Raw genomic sequence first — 20,381 nt, 5'->3', positions numbered from 1 at the left:
CCGAAAGGGACGACTCCGTGTGACGTCCTCCGTTCCACCGGTGCCGTAGGTGCTGGTTCACTGTGGCCGCCCAACGGACGTGCTCCGCGTCCGACGGCTTCACTCACGGGGGAGATACCTCTTCATGCCCAAAATCGGTCCTCAACCGAGGACGTCGACATCCAGACGAACGCTCACCACGGGTGTCGTCGCAAGCCTCGTCCTGGCCACCTCAGCCACGTTCCTACCCGCCGTACCGGCCGCCGCCGCGCCCAGCAAGCCCGCACCGAAGCCGGCGGATGGGTCACTCAGCGTCGAACGGGCGATGGTCGAGGCGAAGCGGACTGGCAAGCCGGTCGAGGCAACCGGCGCCCGGACGTCGACCACGACCTTCACCGCCCGCCCAGACGGGATGATGGAGCTGACCGAGTCGGCCGTACCCACTCGCACCAGGGTGAACGGCACGTGGAAGGACCTGGACCCGACACTGGTCCGAAACGCCGACGGCAGCATCACGGCGGCCGTCACCACCAACCCGATCCGCGTCTCCGCCGGTGGCGGCGGACCGCTCGCCCAGATGACCAGCGGGGACCGCGCACTGTCGGTCACCGCTCCGTTGACCCTGCCGACGCCGACCCTGTCGGGGCCAACCGCCACCTACGCCGAGGTGCTGCCCGGGGTCGACCTGACCGTCCGGGTCGACACCGAGGGTTCCTTCTCGCACGTCTTCGTGGTCAAGAACCGACAGGCTGCCGCCAACCCGCGGCTCGCGGCCCTCGACCTCGCCACCGCCACGAAGGGCGTCGAGCTGACAGCCGACCCGGCCGGCAACATCACCGGGCGCGATCGTGGCGGCCGGACGGTAATCACCGCGCCCGCCCCCGCGATGTGGGATTCCGCCAGCGGCGCGGGCGCACAGGCTGGCACGAACGAACGAGGAGCCGCCTCCACTCCGGGCGGGCCCGGTCGCGGGGCGCGGACGGCCCCGATCGCTGTCCAGATCGGTGCCGGGAAGCTGCGGCTCACCCCCGACCGGAAGCTGCTGAACGACCCGGCAGCGGTGTTCCCCCTCTACATCGACCCCACCTTCAACTGGACGCCGGTCGGCCCCAAGATGAGCGGTTGGGCCTCGATCTCCTACCAGCACCAGTCGACCAACTACTGGAAGAACACTCCGGACCCGATCGGCCGGATGCAGGTCGGTAACTCGGGAAGCCAGCGGTCGAACACTCTGATCAACTTCCCAGTCCCGTACTCCACCCTGGCCGGCGCCGAGATCGCGGACGCCCTCTTCAAGATCACAAACACCAGATCCTGGAGCTGCACCGACAAGACGGTGAACATCTACGGCCCGGGCACCACATTGAGTTCCAGCAACGCCACCTGGAACTACTGGGAGGGGGTGAGTAAGGGCAGCGCCATCGCCAGCAAGAGCTTCGCGTACGGCTACAGCGGTTGCGACGCCGACGGCGTGTCCTTCGACATCACCGGGCAGATCAAGGCCGACGTCACGGCCAAGAAGTCGACCCGCACCCTGTGGATGGTCGCCGCCAACGAGGCCAGCGACGCCCAGAGCTGGAAGGAGTTCCTGGAGACCAGCCCCACGCTGACCATCCGCTACAACCACGCACCCGCCGCGCCGACCGGATTGACCACCTCCCCCGCGACAGACTGCATCGCGGCCAGCCCGACAGTGGTCGGCGACACCGCCGTCTCCCTGTACGCGCCGGTCTCCGACGCGGACCGAGGAGCGCTCGGGGTCACCTTCAAGCTGTGGAAGAACAGCGATGCCTCCCAGACGGCCATCGCCAGCACCAATCCCAACCTGCTGACGTACTCCTCCGGCACCACTGCGGTATTTGTCGTACCGCGAGCCGCGTTGGCAGCCGCCGCGGGCGTGACAAGCGGCAGTGCGGGAACCCCGACCACCTTCGCCTGGAAGGTGCAGACGACCGACTTCCGTACCTCCAGCAACTGGTCGACCACCTGTCGGTTCACCTTCGACGCCACAAGGGCCGGACCGCCCAACATCTCCGAACTCGCCGTACAGCCGACGATCGGGCAGCCAGTCACGGTCTCGGTCAAGCCGCCGTCCAGCGGCGCCGTGCCCACCAACTACGTCTACCAGTTGAACGCGGCACCGCCGCAGAGCGTCACCCCCGACGCGAACGGCAACGCGAACTTGCAGATCACCCCGAACCGTTTCACCAACACGATCTCCGTCACCAGCGTCACTGCTGCGGGCAAGAACTTCGGCGATACCGCGATCCTGTCGTTCAATGCCGACCCCTCGTCCGTCGTGGCACCGGACGGCGACCTGACCGGCGACGGCCGAGCCGACCTTCTCACCGGTGGCTCGGTGAACAACCTCAAGGCTGGCCTGTGGCTGGCAAAGAACAATGGCGCGGCCGGGGTAAACCCGAGCATCAGCAACATGGGCGCACGAGGGAACGGGGTCACCGGTGAGAACTCTCCGGCCGACTTCAACGGCGCTCAGGTCATCACGGGACGATTCACCGGCGGCAACCTTCAGGACGTGCTGATCTACTACCCGACGGGTAACAACGCCGGCGGTGGCGGGATCCTCGCCGGCAACGGCGATGGCTCGACCTTGATGCCGGAGCGCGGTGGGGTCCAGACCAGCCTCCTGGCCGACTATCTCCTCGACGAGTACGGCCGATCGCCGATCCAGCTGGCGAACGCCGGTGAGGCGCGGGGGCCCGGCTCCGGCTTCCCGGACCTGATCGGCACCAGCGGCGACGCCACGAACGGCTACCAGCTCACCTACTACCCCAGCTTTCCGGGGACCAGCCTGTTCTTCGGGGCGACCTCGACCGGGGCACTGACCCCGACCGGTGGCGCCGACTGGAACAACTGGACGATCACCACAACGCAGACCAGCACGGGCGCGGCGATGTTCCTCTGGAACCGGACCACCGGCGCGCTGCACCTCTGGTCCAACCTGGCCTACAACCAGGACACCGGACAGCTCACCTACACCGCCCGCACCCTGGCCGCCAGCGGCTGGAACACGAATGCTGCGCTCAACCTGCGCGCCGGTGACATCAACGCCGACGGCAACCCCGACCTGTGGACCGTCGGCGCCGGTGCGGTCACGACCGCCTGGCTGGTCACCAACATCCAAACCAGCAGCGCCACCATCACCGCCCAGCCGAAGCAGACGCTTGTCACCTCGGACCACACCTGGCAGTTCGACGACCTGCCGGACGCCGCGGTCACCAGCGCGAAGGATGTCTCCGGCGGCAAGTCTCTCACCGTGGAGGGCGGCAACGCCTACTGGCGAGGCGGCGAACTCTTCAGCCCGGCGCTGTTCCTCAACGTCGACAAGACCGGGACCATCGTCGACGCGTCCAAGCAGGGCGCGCTGTCGGTCAACGAGCGACTGGTCGACACGAGCAAGTCGTTCAGCATCTCGGTCTGGGCCAAGCCCACGGCCGCCGGCGGTGTCATCGCCAGTGAGGACGGGGCAAACGCGTCGCGCTTCCTGCTCTGGAACAACCAGAGTGACAACACCTGGCGATTCGGTCTCGGCAACGCCGACAGCGGTTGGTCGTACACCCAGGTGGTGGCACCTGCCGGTACGGCGCTGGGGGTCTGGACGCACCTGGTCGGCACCTACAACGCCGAGACCCGGACGATCGTGCTCTACGTCAATGGGGTGATCAAGGGAAGCGCGCAGTACACCGCCACGCCGACGTGGCCGAGCACCGGCAAGTTCGTGGCAGGCCGCTACAAGTACCTAGGCGCACCGACGGCGCACTACTCCGGAATGCTCAGCAACCTGCAGGTGTGGAAGCGGGCGCTCACCCCCACCCAGGTCGGGGCGACGAACGTCACGAAGAGCGGTTCGCTCACCTCGGTCGGTGCCACCACCTGGACCCCGCCGGGCACCGGCACGAAGCAGACCGACGTCTACGCGACGGACACCATCGGCAGCCTGTGGCGCTACCGCAAGGTCAACAACCAGCTCACCGCACCACGGCTGATCTCCTCGGGGTGGGGCCAGTTCACCTCGTTCGGCATCGCGGACATGGACCACGACGGCTACCAGGACGTGGTCGTCCGAGACAACGTCACCTGTGACCTGCAGGTGTTCCTGGGCACCGCCGACGATCTGAGCCCCACGCCCACGTTCTCCGGCTCTCAGTGGTGCAACTACCGACCGTTCGGGATTGGCGACTTCAACAAGGACGGCTACCAGGACGTCTACACCGCGGGCACGACACACGACCTGTGGGTCTACCCGGGTGACCTGGCGGGTGGCAGGTTGCCCAGGATCGACGTCGGTGACGGCTGGAGCGACCAGTACACCGGGTTCGGGGTGGCCAACGTGGTTGGTGACGCCACGCCGGAGCTGTACGGCCGGGAGATCGACACCGCCCTGCTGCGGGTGTACGACCTGCAGGCGCGGACCATCACCCAGGTCGGCATCCAGTGGGCGAACTACACGTCCTTCGGGATGACCGACTTCAACGGGGATGGCAAGCCCGACATCCTCGCCCGGGAGAACGTGACAGGCATTCTCTGGATGTATCCGGGAGCCGCCAACGGCAGCCTCGGTACCCGATCGTCGATCGGCACCGGCTGGTGAACGACGGCGGTGGGTCGGGCGTCCGCCCGGCCCACCGCCGCCAGCAGGCGAACGAGCGGCTCAGCCGGCGGTCGCGCGGACGTACGCCACGCACTCGTCGTGCAGCGTCGACCACTGCTCACCGAACGCCTTCTCGGAGGCCGCCTCAATGGTCCGGCCGTCGTGCACCACTGTCTTGAAGAAGGTCAGCAGCCGCAACGGCCCGTACCGGTCGACGAGGTGCCGGACGGCCAGGTAGCCGATGCCGTAGCTGGCGGCCACCCGTTCGGCGGAAGCGTCGTCGGCGGGGTTGACGCCCTCCAACTTGCCGTCCCAGCCGCCCCGGACCATCTTGCGCACGTCGGCGATCCCCTCGTACCGGTCGACCGCCTGGCCGCCGGCACCGGCGAACTCGGCCAGGCCCTCGACCAACCACCAGGTGAGCTTGCCCGGGTAGCCGCGTTCCGGCAACGACGCCGCGTGGGTCAGCTCGTGCCGCAGCAGGTCGTCGGTGCCGCTGTTGGAGAGCCCTTCGGCGTTGAGCACCACCTCGTGGTGGCCGCCGCCCACTGTGACCGCGTAACCGCCGGTCCATTCTGGGCGCTCCCCGCCGTACCAGCGCTGCCACTCGGTGCGCCCGGCGTAGAAGATCCGGTAGCGGTCCGGCGGTGAGCCGGTCACCGCGTACCCGTCGGCAACCTTGGCCGCCGCCTCAGCCTGCGCGAGCAGGCCGGGCAGCTTGCCGCGCAGCGCCGGGGTGGTCGCGACGATGGTTCGCGCGCCGATGGCGACCGCCAGGTCGCTGATCTCCCAGGGTCGGGTGCCGGTCTCCACCGACTTGGATTCCTCCATGGCGACCATCCGGGGCTGGTCGCCGTTCTCCCGCCACCGGGTTCCGATCAGCACCGGGCTGGGCCGGCAGTTCGGCGTGACGAAGCAGTACTGGAAGCGCACCAGCAGCCGCCACTCGCCGGGCTTGCCGATGATGGGCACGGGCAGGCCACTGGGCTCGGCGCGCCAGCCGGTCACCTTGAGCTCGCGCAGCGCGGCGAAGCGTCGGCGCAGATCGTTGTGGGCGGCGGGATCGGCGACGGCGAGGAACCCGGCGCGGTCGCCGCCCAGGAGCGCCGCGGACTGCCGGTGGAGCTGGGCGGTGATCCGGTCGGACAACCCACGGGCCACTGCGGTGGCCGGATCGTCGGCCGCCGAGGCGCCGACCCGGCTGACAGTGGGGCGCGAGCCTGTCTCCCGGATCACTCCGACGACGAGCGCCGCCGGCAGGCCGCAGCCCAGCAGCAGGACGACCACCACGAGCACCGTCCACAGCGGCCAGAGCCGCCGTGGTGCTGGCTGCTGCACCTCGTCAGTCACCCGCCGAAGGGTACGACCACTACCTGGATGCGGCGAGGCCGCCCCGGGCCGATCGGCCCGGCCGCTCGCTCACCAGCTTCGGCTGACCGACGAGCCGGATGGCGAAACGGGCCGGCGGTGACCCGAGGGATCGCCGCCGGCCCGTCGGCCGAACCGGAGGAACTACTTCTTGGAGATCAGGGCACGGCCGAAGAAGACCAGGTTGGCGGGGCGCTCGGCGAGCCGGCGCATCAGGTAGCCGTACCACTCGTCGCCGTACGGGACGTAGGTGCGCACCGTGTAGCCCTCGCCGGCCAACCGGGCCTGCTCCTCGGGGCGGATGCCGTAGAGCATCTGGAACTCGAAGCGCTCGGGACCCCTGTCGAACCACCGGGCCCGGTCCTCACCGATGGCGATCATCCGCGGGTCGTGGGTGGCCAGCATCGGGTAACCGTCGCCGGACATCAGGATGTTCATGCAGCGCACGTACGACTTGTCCACCTCACGGGCCGACTGGTACGCCACCGACTCCGGCTCCTTGTAGGCGCCCTTGCACAGCCGCACCCGCGACCCGGCCGACGAGAGTTCCCGGCAGTCCGACTCGGTCCGCCGCAGGTACGCCTGGAGCACCGCGCCGGTCGACGGGAAGTCCTTGCGCAGCCGGCTCAGCACCTCCAACGTCGAGTCGGTGGTGGTGTGGTCCTCCATGTCCAGGGTGACGGTGGTGCCCGCCGCGTCAGCCGCGGCGCAGATCGCCCGCGCGTTGTCGTACGCCAACTGCTCGTCGAACATCTGGCCGAGGGCGGAGAGCTTCACGCTCACCTCGGCGGCCGGGGTGAGGCCCGCGTCGCCGAGCATCTTCAGCAGTTTCAGGTATTCGTCCCGGGTGGCGGTGGCCTGCTCGGGGCGGACGGTGTCCTCACCGAGGTGGTCGAGGGTGACAGCGAGGCCGTCGTCGACGAGCCCGCGGGTCGCGCGCAACGCGTCGTCGGTGGCGGCGCCGGCGACGAACCGGCGGACGACGTCCCGGGTGTACGGGGCAGTCGCGACGAGCCGCTCGACCTGGGATGACCGGGAGGCGGCGAGGATGACGGAACGGAGCATGAGCCGAGCGTAACGCCCCTGCCAGGGGCCCCGCCGAGGGGCAGCCGGGCCACCTCGACATGGGGGGCGGGGCGGCGGCGGTGGCGTCGATCGGCTACAACGATGCCGTGGACCAACGCCCCCGCCGCCGACTCCGCTCGGCCTCCGTGCAGCTCGGCGCGCTCACCGCTCTCGCGCTCGCCCTCTCCGGCTGCAACATGACCTCGGACGACGACGATGACGACGACTGCGCCCTCGGGCCGGTCGGCGGCGGCGACACCGTCGCGCTGGCGATGCGGGTCACCGACCCGGCCGCCGGTCGCACCGCCCCGGAGCCGACCACCGCCGCCCTGCCCGAACGCGGCGGATTCGGCACCCACCTCGCCGCCTGCGGCGGCTGACGTGCGCCGCGAGACGGTCACGCCTCGCCCCGGCTGGGACGCCACCATCCGGTCGCAGGGGCTGGTCTACGTCGACACCGAGCTGCCCGGCGGCGGGATCATGTCGTACTGGGACGAGACCGCCGCGTACGCGTTCGACCTGGACGAGGTGCTGCGGCTGGAGGAGGCCACCGAGGAGCTGCACCGGATGTCGGTGGCCGCCGCCGAGCACGTGGTGGCGCAGCGCCGGTATGCCGAGTTCGGCATCCCGGAGTGGGCGGCCGAGGCGGTGGCCCGGTCGCTGCGGGAGGCGCCACCGACCCTGTACGGGCGCTTCGACCTGGCGTACGACGGCACCTGGCCTCCGAAGATGTTGGAGTACAACGCCGACACCCCCACCGCGCTTGTCGAGGCGAGCATCATCCAGTGGTACTGGCTGGAGCAGACCCGGCCGGAGCTGGACCAGTGGAACAGCCTGCACGAGCGGCTGGTCGGCGCCTGGGCCAAGATCGGGGCAGGGCTGCACGACCCCCGGGTGCACGTGCTCTGGTCGAACGAGGAGGAATCCGGCGAGGACCACATGACCGCCGGCTACCTCGCCGAGACCGCCCGGCAGGCCGGCCTGGGCGTCGAGCTCCAACCCATCCAGGAGATCGGCTGGGACGGCCGACGCTTCGTCGACGCCGACGACAACCCGGTGACCACCTGCTTCAAGCTCTACCCGTGGGAGTGGATGCTGGCCGAGCCGTACGGGCCGGCGGCCCTGGCCCCGGGCACCCCGACCACCTGGATCGAGCCGGCCTGGAAGCTGCTGCTCTCCAACAAGGCGCTGCTCGCGGTCCTCTGGGAGCTGTACCCGGGCCACGAGTACCTGCTCCCGGCGTACCTCGACTCGCCGCGCGGAATGACGGAGTACGTCGCCAAGCCACTGCTCGGCCGAGAGGGCGGATCGGTACGCATCGTCACCGCCGATGAGGAGATCACCAACCCGGGGATCTACGGCGACGAGGGCTGGTGCTACCAGGAGTTCCGGGCGTTGCCGCAGTTCGCCGGCAACCGGATGGTGCTGGGCAGCTGGATCGTCGACGGCGAATCGGCCGGCGTGGGTGTGCGGGAGAGCGCGAGTCTGATCACCGACGGCTACGCCCGGTTCCTACCGCACTACATCGACGCGCCGCGCACCCGCTGAGTCGTCTACCGTTGGGGCGTGAACTTCGACGCGTACGCCCGGACCGGCGTTGACCTGGTCAACGCCCGCCTGGACGACCTCGACGACCTGCGGGCCCTCTTCCCCGACGAGAACGCCTGGATGCGCGACGAGGTCGCGGACCGGGACGTGGCGATTTTCCGCCGGGCACAGAAACGGTTGCGCGACGTCTTCGAGTACGGCACCTCGGGGCGGGACGGCCAGGCGGTCACCGAGCTGAACGCGCTGCTCGAGGCGTTCCCGGTGCAGCCGCGCATCTCCGGGCACGACTCCAGCGACTGGCACATGCACGTGACCAGTCGGGGTGCCTCGGTCAGTGCCGAATATCTGGCCGGCGCGGTCTGGGGGCTGTCGGTGTGGCTCTGCGAGTACGGCAGCGCCCGGTTCGGGGTCTGCGCCGACGAGCGGTGCGGCAACGTCTACCTGGACACGTCGTCCAACTGCTGCCGGCGGTTCTGCTCGGAGCGCTGCGCCACCCGCTCGCACGTCGCCGCGCACCGGGCCCGTAAGCGGGCGGCGGTCGGCGAGCAGGTGGCTGTCGCCCCGCAGCCGACCTCCGCAGCCGATTCCCTCTCACCGGTCAGCTGACGCCGCGTCCGCCCGACCTCGGGCGGACGCGTCAGGCGTCGACCGGTGACGACGCGGTCAGGTGCTGGCGGGCGAACTCCAGCGCGGCGCGCAGGTCCGCCTCGCGCACCGCGCGGCTCTTCGCGCCCCGGGTGGCGACCTCCACCGCCACCGCCCCGGTGAAACCCCTGCCGGCCAGCGAGGAGAGCAGCTCCCCGCAGGGCTGGGTGCCGCGCCCGGGCACGAGGTGCTCGTCGCGGCCCTCGCCGGTGCCGTCACCGAGGTGCACGTGCGCCAGCCCGGCGCCCATCCGGTCGGCCATCTCCAGGGGGTCGCTGTGCGAGGCCGCGCAGTGCGACAGGTCCAGGGTGTACGACGGGTAGCCGGCGTCGGTCGGGTCCCAACCGGGCACGTACGGGACGAACTGCCGGCCCGCCATCCGCACCGGGTACATGTTCTCCACGGCGAAACGCAGCCCGGTGAACCGGTCCGCGACGGTGGCCAGACCCTCGGCGAAGTTGCGCGCGTAGTCACGCTGCCAGGTGAACGGTGGGTGCACCACGACTGTCGGCGCGCCCAGCGTCTCGGCCAGCTCGGCGGCCTTGCGCAGGCGCTCCCACGGGTCGGGGCTCCACACCCGCTGGGTGACCAGCAGGCAGGGCGCGTGCACCGAGAGCACCGGCACGTCGTAGTGCGTGGACAGGCCACGCAGCGCGCCCGCGTCCTGGCTGACCACGTCGGTCCAGACCATCACCTCGACGCCGTCGTAGCCGAGCGCCGCAGCCAGCTGGAACGCCGCCGCGGTCGGCTCGGGAAAGACCGACGAGCTGGACAGGAGCACGGGAACGCGGGAAGTCACATCAGCCAGCGTAGCCCGGCAGCGCCGGGGCCATCGTGACGAGCGCCGGCAAATCGACCGAAAATGGCCACCTGATCAGATCGGCTCCAGTTGATCGAGCCGGCGGAGGATGACGCCCTCCCGCAGCGCCCACGGGCAGATGTCCAGCGAGTCCAGATCCAGGCGGCGCATCACCGCCTCGGCGACCACGGCACCGGCCAGCAACTGGTGGGCCCGGCCCGCGCTGACCCCCTCCAGCTCCATCAACTGCGCCGGTGGGATGTGTCTGATGAAGCCGATGACCTGCCGCAGGCCGGCCCGCGTCAGGCTGCGTCGCACCCACAGCCCGGAACCGGACGGGGCCGCCCCGGCCAGTCGGGCCAGGGTGCGAAACGTCTTCGAGGTGGCCACCGCCCGACCCCAACCCACCTCGGTCATCTGGTCGACGACCTTGTCCAGCCGGCCGTCCACGTACTCCCGGAGCTTGTCGACGGCCTCCGCCGACGGCGGGGCCGCACTGGCCGGATCGACCCGTAGCCGCTCACGGGTCAGCCGACCGGCCCCGAGTGGCAGGGAGACCGCGACGTCCGGGTCCTCGTCGATGCCGGCGGCGATCTCCAGCGAGCCGCCACCGATGTCCAGCACCAGCAGCCGGCCCGCCGACCAGCCGAACCACCGCCGTACGGCCAGGAACGTCATCCGCGCCTCGTCCGCCCCGGAGAGCACCGCCAGGCGTACGCCGGTCTCGTCCCGGACCCGGGCCAGCACCTCGGCCGCGTTGGTGGCGTCGCGCACCGCGGACGTGGCGAAGGCGATCAGGTCGTCGGCCGACAACCCGGTGGCCGCCGCCTTGGCCATGCCCACCGCCTTGACCAGGCCGTCCGCGCCCGCCTCGGTCAGCGCGCCGTCGGGGCCGATCTGCTCGGCCAGCCGGAGCACCACCTTCTCGGAGTGCGCCGGCCACGGGTGCGCGCCGTGGTGCGCGTCCACCACGAGGAGATGCACCGTGTTGGATCCGACGTCGAGGACACCCAGTCGCATGGTGAAGACAGTAGGCGCAACACGTTTGCGCGGCTCACCGGCCTGCGGACGTCACCGCGCGTACGCTGGGCCGAGTGACGATGGAGCTCCGTGTGCTGGTGGACGACCCGGGTGACCCGCGCAGTCGTGAGGTGCCCCTGGACTTCCCTCGGGAGTGGATCGAGTTCACCGACCCGGCCGACGAGACGCACCTGATCCGGGCCGACCTGACCTGGCTGCTCTCCCGCTGGACCTGCATCTTCGGCAAGGGCTGCCACGGCATCATCGCCGGCCGGGCCGCCGACGGTTGCTGCTCGCACGGGGCGTTCTTCACCGACTCGGACGACGAGAAGCGGGTGCGCAACGCCGTCCGGCGACTCGCCCCGTCGACCTGGCAGCATTTCCGGCGCGGGTTCAAGAACTGGACCGACGAGGACACCATCGACGGCAAGACGCCGGCCCGCCGCACCGCCACGCAGGGCCCCGACGGTCCGTGCGTGTTCCTCAACGACGCCGACTTCGCCGGCGGCGGCGGTTGCGCCCTGCACGCCCAGGCGCTGCGCGACGGGGTGCACCCGTTGGAATACAAGCCGGACGTCTGTTGGCAGCTGCCGATCCGCCGCGATCAGGACTGGGTGAACCGGCCGGACAACAGCAAGGTGCTGGTCTCCACCCTGTCCGAGTTCGACCGGCGGGGTTGGGGAGCCGGCGGTCACGACCTGGACTGGTGGTGCACCTCCTCGACGGACGCGCACGTCGGCACCGAGCCGATGTACCTGTCGTACTCACCGGAGCTGACCGCCCTGATCGGCGCTGCCGCGTACGAGCGGCTGGCCGAGCTGTGCGCGACCAGAACGAAGCAGGGCATGATCGCCCCGCACCCGGCCGACGAGGTCTAGCTCTGGGTGCCGATCACCGCACTTCTCGCCCCGACGGCCGCCTGAACAGCCGCGCATCGCAGGCATGAGTCGGAACGCCTTTGGAGCTGAACCGCTGACGACATCAGCGTCTGACTCGTTTGCGACATCAGCTCCAAAGGCACCGAAGCACAGCCCAAAAGGGGGCCTGCGTCGCACGCAGACCCCCTTTGCGTACGCCGATCACGGCTCGAACTTGTAGCCCAGACCCCGCACGGTCACGATGAAGCGCGGCGCGGACGGCTCCGGCTCGATCTTGGAGCGCAGCCGCTTGACGTGCACGTCCAGCGTCTTGGTGTCACCGACGTAGTCGGCGCCCCAGACCCGGTCGATGAGCTGACCGCGGGTGAGCACCCGGCCCGCGTTGCGCAGCAGCAGCTCCAGCAGCTCGAATTCCTTCAGCGGCAGCTGCACGGCCCCGCCGTCGACTGTCACCACGTGCCGCTCGATGTCCATCCGCACCGGCCCGGCGGCCAGCGTCGGCGCACCCGCCTCGGCCACCTCCGGGCTCTGCCGGCGCAGCACCGCCCGGATCCGCGCGACCAGCTCCCGCGGCGAGTACGGCTTCGTGACGTAGTCGTCGGCGCCGATCTCCAGCCCGACCACCTTGTCGATCTCGCTGTCCCGGGCGGTGACCATGATGATCGGCACGGCGGAGCGCTGCCGCAACTGCCGGCAGACCTCGGTCCCCGACATCTCGGGCAACATCAGGTCGAGCAGCACGATGTCGGCGCCGGTCCGGTCGAACTCGGTGAGGGCGTCGGTGCCGGTCGCGGCGACCGAAACCTCAAAGCCCTCCTTACGGAGCATGTACGACAAGGCGTCGGAGAACGACTCCTCGTCCTCGACCACGAGAACGCGGCTCAACGGGGATTTCCTTTCCATTTGCTGTCAGACCTGCCGTAGCCCAGTCGGACCGGATTCGATCCCAACCGGCGGCAGTGTCGCCAGGAGGTCGTCCGGTGGACTGGCGGGCAGCCGGAGGGTGAACGTCGATCCACCACCAAGAGTGCTCGACACCTCGACCCGTCCGCCATGGTTGCTCGCAATGTGTTTCACGATCGCCAGGCCGAGCCCGGTGCCGCCGGTGGCACGGGAGCGGGCCTGGTCGGCCCGGTAGAACCGCTCGAAGATCCGGGCGACGTCCGTGGGGGCGATACCGATGCCCTGGTCGGAGACGGCGACCTCGACGTGCTCGTCGTCGCCGCGGAGGGTCACCCGCACCGTGGTGTCCTCGCCCGAGTAGTTGATGGCGTTCTCCACCAGGTTCGCCACCGCCGTGGCGAGTTGGGAGTCGCTGCCGTACGCGGTGAGACCCCGCGCCCCGTCCACTGTCACCGCGACACCCCGGGCGGAGGCCGTGGTTCGGGTGCGGTCGACCACCTCGGCGATCACCCAGTCCAGCGCGACCGGCTCCGGTGGCGGCTGAGGCTCAGCCCCCTGCAGCCGGGTCAGCTCCAGCAACTCCTGCACCAGCCGACCCAACCGGGTCGACTCGTGCTGGATCCGCTCGGCGAACCGGCGGGCGGCCACCAGGTCCTCGGAGAGGTCGGGCGCCGCCGCGTCGGCCGGCTCAGTCGCGTCCAGCAACGCCTCGGCGAGCAGCTGCAGGGCCCCGATCGGGGTCTTCAGCTCGTGGCTCACGTTGGCCACGAAGTCCCGTCGTACCCGGGTCAGCCGGTGCGACTCGGTCACGTCGACCGCCTCGACCGCGATGAAGCCGTTGCCGAGACCCATCGCCCGCAGGTGCACGCCGAGCGGGTTCTCCCCCGCACTGTCGCGACCTCGGGGCAGGTCCAGCTCGATCTCGCGTCGCACGCCGGTGCGTCGCACCTGGCCGGCAAGGGTACGGATCAGCGGGTGCGCGGCGATTGAGCCGGGAGTGCTGCCGGTACGCAGCAGCCCCATCGCGCGGGCGGCCGGGTTGATCAGCACGGGGACGTCGTCGTTGTCCAGTACCACGACACCGGCCCGGAGTGAGTCGATCGTCCGGCGGCCGAGCCCGGCCTGCTGCTCGTCGGCTATCGCGGGCCTCCCCCTGCTCCAGCGGAAGCTGACGCTCCCCGTCGACGTGGAGTGACCGTCCCGCCTCGGCAGGAACCGGGGCAGCAGCAGACCGGCGGCCATCCCGGCCACCAAAGCCAGGGCCACCACGACCGCCACCGCCCACTCCACCCGGCGATCGTAGGGTCATTGTTAACCTGGCTACCACACAGAACGGGACGAACTACCCTCACTTACGGAAGTGTTCACCCCCACGTCTGGCGTCGTTCACCGTGGTTCATCCGGGATCCGTCCGCGCGCCCTACCGTTGGCGTCGCACCTGCTCAACCCCCTGCGCCGGCACCCGTCGGCGGCGACCGACCACAGGACGTGATGATGCGCGACGAGTTCCGGGCCGACCTCCAGATCGTCAGCCAACTGCTGGTGGACATGGCGGAGGGCGTCCGCGCCGCCATGCGCCAGGCCACCCGGGCCCTGCTGACCGCCGACCGGCAGGCCGCCGAGACGGTCATCGAGCGGGACGCCGAGATCGACGACCTCTACCGGCACGTCGAGGAGCGGGTCTGTGACCTGCTCGCCCGACAGGCGCCGGTCGCCTCCGACCTCCGGGCGATGATCACCGCGCTGCACGTGGCCGCTGATCTGGAGCGGATGGGCGACCTCGCCGAGCACGTGGCGAAGACCGCGCTACGCCGTCACCCCTCCCCCGCCGTCCCGGCCGAGCTGCGGACGGTCTTCACCGAGATGTCCGAGATCGCCGACCGGATGGCCGTGAAGATCGGTTCGGTGCTGGCGAAGCCCGACGCCGACCTCGCCGGCGAGCTGGACCGCGACGACGACGCCATGGACGAGCTGCACAAGAACCTGTTCGCCGTGCTGCTCGGCGACGACTGGCCGTACGGGGTGGAGACGGCGATCGACGCCACCCTGTTGGGCCGCTTCTACGAGCGCTTCGCCGACCACGCGGTCAACGCCGGTGAGCACGTGATCTACCTGATCACCGGGGAGAGCGCGCCCAGCAGTAACTGACCGGCACGAAAAGGGGCCCCTCGCCATCGCTCTCCGCGATGACGAGGGGCCCCTTTCTGGCGGCTCAGCGCCCCTGGTTGGCCACCGCCGCGGCGGCGGCCTTCGCGGCGGTCGGGTCGAGGTACGTGCCGCCCAGAGTGAGCGGACGCAGCTGCGGGTCGAGGTCGTAGCGCAGCGGGATGCCCGTCGGGATGTTCAGCTTGGCGATCGCCTCGTCGGAGATCTGGTCGAGGTGCTTGACGAGGGCGCGCAGCGAGTTGCCGTGCGCGGCCACCAGCACCGTCCGGCCGGCCAGGATGTCCGGCACGATCGAGTCGTACCAGTAGGGCAGCATCCGGTCGACGACGTCCTTGAGGCACTCGGTGCGCGGCATCAGCTCGGTCGGCAGCAGCGCGTAGCGCGGGTCACCCACCTGCGACCACTCGTCGTTGTCGTCGATGGGCGGCGGTGGCGTGTCGTACGACCGGCGCCAGAGCATGAACTGCTCCTCGCCGTACTCGTCGAGGGTCTGCTTCTTGTTCTTGCCCTGCAGGGCGCCGTAGTGGCGCTCGTTGAGCCGCCACGACCGGCGCACGGCGATCCAGTGCCGGTCGGCGGCGTTGAGCGCCAGCTCGGCGGTGCGGATCGCCCGGCGCATCACGCTGGTGTGCACGACGTCCGGCAGCAGGCTGTGCTCGCGCATCAACTCGCCGCCGCGCCGCGCCTCGCCCTCGCCCTTCTCGGTCAGGTCGACGTCCACCCAGCCGGTGAAGAGGTTCTTGGCATTCCAGTCGCTCTCACCGTGTCGCAGCAGGACCAGCGTCCCGACGGTGGGCCCTTCGCTCGCAGTCATGCGGATCATCCTGCCTCAACCGCCCGGCGGACACGCGGGCAGCCGTCGTGACGACCACCACGTGAAAAAGCTGATGACCAGCGGATCCGGCCACCACTAGGGTCGTAAGGCACGTCAGTCACATCGGTCATTACTTGCAAGCGGGGTGCCATATGCGGACGATGCGGAGTTGGTTCCGGGACACCACCGGCGGCTTACCGACCACCTTCTGGTACCTGTGGTCGGGCACCCTGATCAACCGACTCGGCTCGTTCGTCCTGGTCTTCCTCGCCATCTACCTGACCCAGGAGCGTGGCTTCTCGGCCTCGCAGGCCGGCCTGGTGATCGGTCTCTGGGGTGTCGGCGGGGCGTTCGGCACCACCGCCGGCGGCACCCTCGCCGACCGGTGGGGCCGCCGGCCGACGCTGCTCACCGCCCACGTGGGCGCGGCGGCCATGATGCTCGGGCTCGGACTGGCCCGGGATCTCTGGGCGGTGGCGCTGGGCGCGCTGCTGCTCGGCATGTTCGCCGAGGCGGCCCGGCCCGCGTTCGGGGCGATGATGATCGACGTGGTGCCGGCGAAGGACCGGCTGCGCGCCTTCTCGCTCAACTACTGGGCGATCAACCTCGGTTTCGCCTGCGCCGCCGTCCTCGCCGGCCTCGCCGCCCAGGCCGACTACCTGCTGCTGTTCGTGGTCGACGCGGCCACCATGCTGGTCACCGCGCTGATCATCTTCAGCAAGGTGCCGGAGACCCGACAGGCCGGCCCCGCCACCGCCGTCACGGCAGCGGCGGCTCCACGCGGCGCCCTGCGGACGATCCTCACCGACCGGGTCTACCTCGGCTTCGTGGCACTCAACCTGTTCGCCGCGCTGGTGTTCCTCCAGCACATCTCGATGCTGCCGATCGCGATGGGCGACGACGGCCTGAGCCCCGCCACGTACGGCTCGGTGATCGCGCTCAACGGCATCCTCATCGTGGTCGGCCAACTCTTCGTGCCCCGGCTGATCCGGGGTCGGAGCCGCTCACACGTGCTCGCGCTGGCATCCGTCGTGATGGGCGTGGGGTTCGGGCTGACCGCGTTCGCCGGCACCCCCTGGTTCTACGGGCTGACAGTGCTGATCTGGACGGTCGGCGAGATGCTGAACTCGCCCTCCAACTCCACGCTGATCGCCGAGTTGTCCCCGGCCGAACTGCGAGGTCGGTACCAGGGTGTGTTCTCCCTCTCGTGGCAGATCGCCGGGGCCAGCGCGCCGATCCTCGGTGGCCTCGTGCGTGAGCACGCCGGCAACGACACCCTCTGGTACGGCTGCGCCGCGCTCGGCCTCCTGACCGCGGTGGCCCACCTGGTGTCGGGGCCGGCCCGGGAACGGCGTGCGGCAGCGCTGCGCCGCTCCGGTGAGGCACTGGCACCGACTGCCGCCTCCCGTGCGCCACAGCCCGCCGAGGCGTAATGAGTGGCGCGGCGGTGCCGGAGTTCCTACTGTGCAGGTGGAAACAGTTAACAACCTGAACTGTCGGGAGGTCGGGTGCACGCCCTGCGGCGCTGGTGGCACGACACCGCAGGCGGACTACCCGCCACCTTCTGGTACCTCTGGGCCGGCCTGCTGATCAACCGGGCCGGCGCGTTCGCGATGCTGTTCCTCTCGCTCTACCTCACCGACGTACGCGGCGCGAGCGAAGGGCTGGCCGGCACAGTGGTCGGCGCGTACGGAGCCGGTGGGGCGGCCGGAGTGCTGCTCGGCGGGGTGCTCGCCGACCGGTGGGGACGCCGGGCGACGTTGCTCGCCGCGCACCTGGCCACTGTCGGCCTGATGGTGGCCCTCGCCTTCACCCGCCCCCTGCTGCTGATCGCCGTGCTCTCCGCGCTGATCGGCGTGGTCCACTCGATGCCCAGCCCGGCATTCGTGGCGGCGATCGTCGACGTGGTGCCCGCCGAGCGCCGCTCCCGGGCGTTCAACCTTCAGTTCTGGGCGTTCAACCTGGGCATGGCGGTCGCCTCCCTGCTCGCCGGGGTCCTGGCCGAGGCCAGCTTCACCGCACTGTTCCTGGTCGACGCGGGCGCCACACTGACCGCCGCCGCCGTGATCGCCTGGAAGGTGCCGGAAACCCTGCGGTTGGCCCGGCCAGCGCCCGGCCTCCCGCCCGCCACCGGCGCGGCACCGAAGTCCGTCCGGGCCCGTCGGCCGGGACTGCACACCGCGCTCACCGACCGCACCTTCCTGGTCTTCGTCGGGCTCACCTTCGTGCTGGCCGTACTCACCATGCAGACGTCGACCATCATGCCGCTGGCCATGCGCGCGGACGGTCTGGGCCCATCGGCGTACGGGCTGGTGGTCGCGCTCGGCGGCGCGCTGATCGTGGTCGGGCAGTTGTTCGTGCCCCGGCTGATCGACAGGCACCGCAAGGACGTCGTGCTGGCCGCCTCCACGGCGCTGCTCGCGCTCGGTTTCGGGGCGCTGGCCATGGCCGACGAACTGGCCATCTACCTGGGTGCCGCGGTGATCTGGACGGTCGGCTCGATGCTCGCCGCCCCGCCCAACGCCCAGATCAACGCGGACCTGGCGCCACCGCAGCTCCGAGCGCGCTACCAGTCGGTCTTCTACCTGACGTTTCCAGCCGCGGCCTTCGTCGCGCCCACCCTCGGCGGGGTGAGCCTCCAGCACCTCGGCGACCGGCACTGGCTGATCGTGGGCGGGCTCGGTCTGCTGGCCGCCCTCGGGCACCTGCTCGCCGGACCACCCCGGGAGCGGCACGTCGCCGCGCTGCGCCGGGTTGTCGAAGCGAAGCCGACGACCCCCGCGGACCGCGTACCAACCGGATAACCGACGCAAAGCGCCCACCACGACCCTGAGGTCGTGGTGGGCGCTCGCCGGCGGGGCCGGCGGCGGCGGGCAACACTCACCCCCGTAAGCATCGCCCGCTCACGCCGCCGGTCCAAACAGGTGGGAACCGTCCCCCAACGGTTATTCCACCCGTCCCCTCGCGCCTCGTCTGGTGCGCGGATCTGATCGATCCGCCGCTCCCCCGAACGTTTCCAAACGTGGCGCGGTGCAATAAAGCTAGTTCGCCCGGATTCTGGATTCAACCCAGAACGGCTGTCTCGCCGGTCACAACTGGCGAGTATCCGCTGCTCCGGCCTCGTCCGTTGGCAACAGCCGGGTACCCGTCGGCCATTCCCGCAAACACCTCAACCGTCTTCCCGATCGGGTGACTCGGTCCGGAAGAAGCTGCTCTGGCGGCCGTCCCGCAACTGTTCCTGATAAATCAGGTTCAGCCGCCGCAGGTCAAACGTGTAGAACCACTCATCCCAGGTGATCTCGCGAATCCGGCTGCTTTCCCGGTATCCGGGAATGTTGAAGGTCAACACACCCGCCCGGCCATCCCGCTCGGTGCCGGCGATGGTCGCCGGCCTGGCCCCGCGTTCCCGGGCCCACCGCTGGATCACCTCGTGGTTCGCCGTGATCAAACTCCGTCCCGGCCGCTCCGGCCGGTCCGTGAGCGACGAGATCACCTGCGAACTGCGGACCGACCGCCCCGTACCCCGTCCGGTCCGGATCCCGCCGGCCGCCGTTCCGCCACCGGTCGACGGCGTCAACGTGCGCTTGGCCGGTGCGCTCTTGGCCGGTGCGGTGCGCTTCGCCGTGGTGCGCTTCGCTGCCGCGCTCTTGGCCGCCGTGGTGCGCTTCGCTGCCGCGCTCTTCGCCGCCGTGGTGCGCTTGGCCGCCGTGCTCTTGGCCGCCGTGGTGCGCTTGGCCGCCGCGCTCTTGGCCGGCGTCGTGCGCTTCGCCGCCGGCCGCGCCGGTGCCTTCTTCGCCGGCGCCTTCCGCGCGGGCGCCGTACGCGCCGTCGCTGACTTGCGGGCCGCCGTGGTCCTCTTCGCGGCGGTCGTCTTCTTCGCCGCCGCCGTCGACTTACGTCCGGCGGTCGCCTTCGTTGCGGCGGCCCGCTTCGCGGGCGCGCTCTTGTTCGCCGGCGCGGCCTTCGCGCGGCTCGACGCCGGCCTGGCCGCCGACTTCTTGGTGGCGGCGGCACGACCCGCCGACGCCCTGGTGCCGGCGGCCCGGCCCGACGGGCCAGTGCTGCTCCGACCCGCGCCGGCCCGCATCGAACGCACCAGCTGTTTCACCAGCTCGGGCTTGCGCAACGCGGAGATCCCGGAGACCCCGCGTTTGCGCAACTGCCCGCGGATGTCGTCCACCCGCATCCGGGAAATCTCCGACTCGGAGACTCCGGGCGTACCCGGCGTCTGGTTGCCGGCTTGTCGCTTCGTCCTGGTCGCAGTCGCGCCGCGACCTGAGCTGTTCCGCTGAGCCATGGGACGCTCCGCTCCTTGGCACTCCGTCATCGGCGCGCGGGGGTCCCTTGCCGCACCGCGCGGTGCGGCATACCCGTCAGGAGCACTCCGAACCACAGTCAAATCGCCATGATCGTGCCGCATCCAGGATCGAGTGGCATCGCCGCGACGGCGACACCCCTACTTCCTGGTTCGAGCACGACCATGGGATGCGACCCGGGGCCGGGGCGCGTGGCTGGCGTGGGGCGTGGGGCGTGGGGCGTGGGGCGTGGGGCGTGGGGCGTGGGGCGTGGCGCGTGGCGCGTGGG

At 70.4% G+C, this 20,381-nt stretch carries 16 protein-coding genes and 1 pseudogene; 9 read left to right on the top strand and 8 right to left on the bottom strand.

Translation table 11 applies throughout. The features are described 5' to 3' along the window. Nucleotides 1-304 precede the first annotated feature (304 nt). Nucleotides 305-4,591: a LamG-like jellyroll fold domain-containing protein gene (locus tag NIE111_RS12275; RefSeq protein ID WP_238684526.1), complete on the top strand. Its 4,287-nt coding sequence runs from the start codon at nucleotides 305-307 to the stop codon at nucleotides 4,589-4,591. Nucleotides 4,592-4,651: 60 nt separating this feature from the next. Here NIE111_RS12275 and NIE111_RS12270 read toward each other — a convergent pair whose 3' ends face one another. Both NIE111_RS12270 and NIE111_RS12265 read right to left on the bottom strand, forming a co-directional pair. Beyond that, a complete protein-coding gene (locus NIE111_RS12270; RefSeq protein WP_238684525.1) occupies nucleotides 4,652-5,941 on the bottom strand; it encodes a hypothetical protein in 1,290 nt (429 codons plus the stop codon). A gap of 162 nt (nucleotides 5,942-6,103) precedes the next feature. Then, nucleotides 6,104-7,024, bottom strand: coding sequence for a proline dehydrogenase family protein (locus NIE111_RS12265; protein WP_238684524.1), 921 nt, complete (start codon nucleotides 7,022-7,024; stop codon nucleotides 6,104-6,106). A gap of 107 nt (nucleotides 7,025-7,131) precedes the next feature. Here NIE111_RS12265 and NIE111_RS12260 point away from each other — a divergent pair, with 107 nt between their 5' ends. Genes NIE111_RS12260 through NIE111_RS12250 form a run of 3 tightly spaced genes read left to right on the top strand, consistent with a single transcriptional unit; the run spans nucleotide 7,132 to nucleotide 9,178 of the window. After that, a complete protein-coding gene (locus NIE111_RS12260; RefSeq protein ID WP_225855034.1) occupies nucleotides 7,132-7,404 on the top strand; it encodes a hypothetical protein in 273 nt (90 codons plus the stop codon). Between the two features lies 1 nt (nucleotide 7,405). Beyond that, nucleotides 7,406-8,572 carry a glutathionylspermidine synthase family protein gene (locus NIE111_RS12255; RefSeq protein ID WP_238684523.1) on the top strand — a complete coding sequence of 389 codons (1,167 nt, stop codon included), beginning with the start codon at nucleotides 7,406-7,408 and terminating at the stop codon, nucleotides 8,570-8,572. Nucleotides 8,573-8,590: 18 nt separating this feature from the next. Next, complete coding sequence (locus NIE111_RS12250; protein ID WP_238684522.1) at nucleotides 8,591-9,178, top strand: CGNR zinc finger domain-containing protein; 588 nt, start codon at nucleotides 8,591-8,593, stop codon at nucleotides 9,176-9,178. Between the two features lie 31 nt (nucleotides 9,179-9,209). Here NIE111_RS12250 and NIE111_RS12245 read toward each other — a convergent pair whose 3' ends face one another. Both NIE111_RS12245 and NIE111_RS12240 read right to left on the bottom strand, forming a co-directional pair. Then, a complete protein-coding gene (locus tag NIE111_RS12245; RefSeq protein ID WP_091402756.1) occupies nucleotides 9,210-10,016 on the bottom strand; it encodes a sugar phosphate isomerase/epimerase family protein in 807 nt (268 codons plus the stop codon). Nucleotides 10,017-10,091: 75 nt separating this feature from the next. Beyond that, nucleotides 10,092-11,036: a Ppx/GppA phosphatase family protein gene (locus NIE111_RS12240; protein WP_238684521.1), complete on the bottom strand. Its 945-nt coding sequence runs from the start codon at nucleotides 11,034-11,036 to the stop codon at nucleotides 10,092-10,094. Nucleotides 11,037-11,116: 80 nt separating this feature from the next. Between NIE111_RS12240 and NIE111_RS12235 the strand changes: the two genes are divergently transcribed. Next, the gene (locus NIE111_RS12235) at nucleotides 11,117-11,914 is read left to right on the top strand and encodes a DUF3109 family protein (RefSeq protein ID WP_238684593.1); all 798 of its coding nucleotides are present in this window, start codon (nucleotides 11,117-11,119) and stop codon (nucleotides 11,912-11,914) included. A 201-nt stretch (nucleotides 11,915-12,115) separates the two neighbouring features. Here NIE111_RS12235 and NIE111_RS12230 read toward each other — a convergent pair whose 3' ends face one another. Further along, the gene (locus NIE111_RS12230) at nucleotides 12,116-12,799 is read right to left on the bottom strand and encodes a response regulator (RefSeq protein WP_030329696.1); all 684 of its coding nucleotides are present in this window, start codon (nucleotides 12,797-12,799) and stop codon (nucleotides 12,116-12,118) included. 24 nt (nucleotides 12,800-12,823) lie between these two features. Then, nucleotides 12,824-14,107 carry a sensor histidine kinase gene (locus NIE111_RS12225; protein ID WP_238684520.1) on the bottom strand — a complete coding sequence of 428 codons (1,284 nt, stop codon included), beginning with the start codon at nucleotides 14,105-14,107 and terminating at the stop codon, nucleotides 12,824-12,826. 204 nt (nucleotides 14,108-14,311) lie between these two features. On the opposite strand from NIE111_RS12225, the gene phoU reads away from it, so the two are divergent. Beyond that, entirely contained in the window at nucleotides 14,312-14,965 is a 654-nt protein-coding gene (gene phoU / locus NIE111_RS12220; protein ID WP_091403559.1) for a phosphate signaling complex protein PhoU, read from the top strand. 64 nt (nucleotides 14,966-15,029) lie between these two features. Here the strand turns inward: phoU and NIE111_RS12215 are convergent, their stop codons facing one another. Then, nucleotides 15,030-15,797, bottom strand: coding sequence for a phosphoglyceromutase (locus NIE111_RS12215; protein ID WP_091403562.1), 768 nt, complete (start codon nucleotides 15,795-15,797; stop codon nucleotides 15,030-15,032). 152 nt (nucleotides 15,798-15,949) lie between these two features. Here NIE111_RS12215 and NIE111_RS12210 point away from each other — a divergent pair, with 152 nt between their 5' ends. After that, entirely contained in the window at nucleotides 15,950-17,230 is a 1,281-nt protein-coding gene (locus NIE111_RS12210; RefSeq protein WP_238684519.1) for an MDR family MFS transporter, read from the top strand. Nucleotides 17,231-17,305: 75 nt separating this feature from the next. Beyond that, nucleotides 17,306-18,601, top strand: a complete 1,296-nt coding sequence (locus NIE111_RS12205; RefSeq protein ID WP_238684518.1) for an MFS transporter — start codon at nucleotides 17,306-17,308, stop codon at nucleotides 18,599-18,601. Nucleotides 18,602-18,966: 365 nt separating this feature from the next. Here NIE111_RS12205 and NIE111_RS12200 read toward each other — a convergent pair. Then, nucleotides 18,967-19,362, bottom strand: a pseudogene (locus NIE111_RS12200) (hypothetical protein); the annotation flags it as partial. On the opposite strand from NIE111_RS12200, the gene NIE111_RS12195 reads away from it, so the two are divergent. Continuing rightward, nucleotides 19,274-20,089 carry a hypothetical protein gene (locus NIE111_RS12195; protein ID WP_238684516.1) on the top strand — a complete coding sequence of 272 codons (816 nt, stop codon included), beginning with the start codon at nucleotides 19,274-19,276 and terminating at the stop codon, nucleotides 20,087-20,089. The pseudogene NIE111_RS12200 and the gene NIE111_RS12195 sit on opposite strands and share 89 nt — an antisense overlap. Nucleotides 20,090-20,381: the final 292 nt, after the last annotated feature.

The organism is Micromonospora hortensis, from assembly GCF_022230935.1.
GTDB classification, from domain to species: Bacteria; Actinomycetota; Actinomycetes; order Mycobacteriales; family Micromonosporaceae; genus Micromonospora; species Micromonospora hortensis.
Note: the sequence above shows the minus strand (reverse complement) of the source record. Positions and strands in the feature narration are given on the sequence as shown.